General features: G+C 59.2%; 2 protein-coding genes and 1 pseudogene. All 3 read left to right on the top strand.

Translation table 11 applies throughout. The features are described from left to right. Positions 1 to 365, top strand: a pseudogene (locus EN964_RS31540) (aspartate aminotransferase family protein); the annotation flags it as partial. Between the two features lie 127 nt (positions 366 to 492). Then, entirely contained in the window at positions 493 to 1260 is a 768-nt protein-coding gene (locus EN964_RS31535; RefSeq protein ID WP_127277209.1) for a DeoR/GlpR family DNA-binding transcription regulator, read from the top strand. A gap of 125 nt (positions 1261 to 1385) precedes the next feature. Continuing rightward, a partial coding sequence (gene glpD, locus EN964_RS31530) for a glycerol-3-phosphate dehydrogenase (RefSeq protein ID WP_127277207.1) occupies positions 1386 to 2569 on the top strand: 1184 nt, incomplete at its 3' end.

Raw genomic sequence — 2569 nt, 5'->3', positions numbered from 1 at the left:
AGGAACTGGATAGAGCAGTCGAACTGGGCGCCCATGGCCTGGAAAATCTGCGCACGATGATCCGCAATCATGTCGGGTGGAGCGAAGCGCTGGCGGCGCGGCTGGCAAGGGAGTTGGATTTCGAGATCGTCAGCGAACCGATGCTGTCGTTGTTCTCGTTCCGACACAAGATCGCAACCGACGCGGACGAGCACAATCTGCGCCTGGTCAATGCGATCAACGACGATGGCCGCATCTACCTGACGCAGACGAAGGTCGATGGCAGGATCGCAATCCGGTTCCAGGTCGGACAGTTCGAGGCGACCGCCGCCGATGTTGATACGGCCTTCACCGTCATCACGGAAATCGCGCGCGCAATGGATTGATCGGGCACAATCTGGTTTGCGTTCGTATTCACCTTGGCAATCACATGCATTTCATTAGCCGGCTTATGCCTTTTCATCGGTTTCGTTTTCGACTATAGACAAGAAAAACGAAAACGGGAGGTTGCCTATGTATCTGTCGCCGCGCCATGCCGAGATTATCCAGATGGCCAAGGATCATGGCCGCGTGCTGGTCGATGATCTGGCCACCCACTTCAATGTGACGCCGCAGACCATACGCAAGGACCTCAACGATTTGTGCGACCAGCGGCTGCTCTCGCGCATCCATGGCGGCGCGTTGTATCCCTCCGGCATCGAGAACATGGAATATGAGGCGAGACGCAAGATCGCCGCCGACGAGAAGGAGGCGATCGGCCGTGCGGCCGCCAGGCTGATCCCCGACAATGCCTCGCTGTTCATCGACATCGGCACCACGACCGAGTCGGTCAGCAAGGCGTTGCTCGATCACAACGGGCTCATGGTCATCACCAATAACATCAATGTTGCCAATAGGATGCGGATATATCCCTCGATCGAGGTGGTGATCGCCGGCGGGGTTGTGCGCGGTTCCGATGGCGGTGTGGTCGGCGAAGCGGCGGTCGACTTCATCAGGCAGTTCAAGGTCGACTATGCGGTGATCGGTGCATCCGCCATCGACCATGACGGCGCCTTGCTCGATTTCGATTTTCGCGAGGTCAAGGTGGCGCAGGCGATCATCGCCAATGCAAGGCATGTCATCCTGGTTTCCGACCAGACCAAATTCGAGCGAACCGCACCGGTGCGCATCGGCCATCTGTCGCAGGTCAACACCTTCATCACCGATCGTTGCGACATCCCGTCAGTGCGCAAGATCTGCCAGGAGGCCGAGGTTCAGTTGATCGAGACGTCGCTCGCCTAGGCGGTTTCTGCCCGATATCACGCGCTCGTGATATTTCGTTTGACATTCGTTATCATTTCGAAATAATTCCGACACGGTTTCGTAAAAGCCCAAAAATGGTGCAATGCGAAATCGTTGGAGGAATTGTGGACGCATCTCCGATCCGTGACATTTTCGTCATAGGTGGCGGCATCAATGGCTGCGGCATTGCCCGTGATGCCGTCGGTCGTGGCTTTTCCGTGTTTCTCGCCGAGATGAACGACCTAGCCAGCGGAACCTCCTCGGGTTCGACCAAATTGATCCATGGCGGCCTGCGCTACCTCGAATTCTACGAATTCCGCCTGGTGCGAGAGGCGCTGATGGAGCGCGAGGTTTTGTGGAAGAACGCGCCGCACATCATCTGGCCGATGCGGTTCGTGCTGCCCTATGCCAAAGGCCTGCGTCCGGCCTGGCTGATCAGGCTCGGTCTCTTCCTCTACGATCACATTGGCGGGCGCAAATTGCTGCCCGCGACCCGGACGCTGGACATGGCCAGGGATCCGGCCGGCAAGCCTTTGAAGCCGCTGTTCAAGAAGGCCTTCGAATATTCGGATGGCTGGGTCAATGATGCGCGACTGGTGGCGCTGAACGCGCGTGATGCCGCCGACCGCGGCGCCACGGTCCGCACCCGCACGAAAGTGACCGGCGCGCGCCGCGAAAACGGCCTGTGGGCAATCCAGATCGAGGACCTGCAGACCGGCGAGACCGAGGAGATCAAGGCGCGACTGCTGGTCAATGCCGCCGGCCCCTGGGTCGATCATGTGCTGTCCGGCGTCGTCGGGCTCAACGATGTGCACAATGTCCGCCTCGTGCAGGGCAGCCACATTGTCATCGCCAGGAAGTTCGACGATCCACGCGCCTATTTCTTCCAGAACAAGGATGGCCGCATCATCTTCGCCATTCCCTATGAGGAAGAGTTCACACTGATCGGCACCACCGACCAGGATTATCCCGGCGATCCGCATGACGTGAAGATCAGCGACACCGAGATCGATTACCTCTGCGCCGCGGCAAGCGAATATTTCGCCCAACCCGTCAAGCGCTCGGACATCGTCTGGACCTATTCGGCCGTCCGTCCGCTCTATGATGACGGAGCCTCCAAGGCGCAGGAAGCGACGCGGGACTATGTGCTCAAGGCCGATGGCGGCGACGGCGCCGCCCCAATTGTCAATGCTTTTGGCGGCAAGATCACCACCTATCGCCGGCTGTCGGAATCGATGCTGGAAAAGATCGAGAGTTTTCTCGGCAAACGCGGCAAGCCGTGGACGGCACACGCGCCGCTGCCGGGCGG

The sequence above is a fragment of the Mesorhizobium sp. M7A.F.Ca.CA.001.10.2.1 genome (assembly GCF_003998575.1).
Taxonomy (GTDB): Bacteria; Pseudomonadota; Alphaproteobacteria; order Rhizobiales; family Rhizobiaceae; genus Mesorhizobium.
This window is presented reverse-complemented; position numbering and strand designations above follow the sequence as displayed.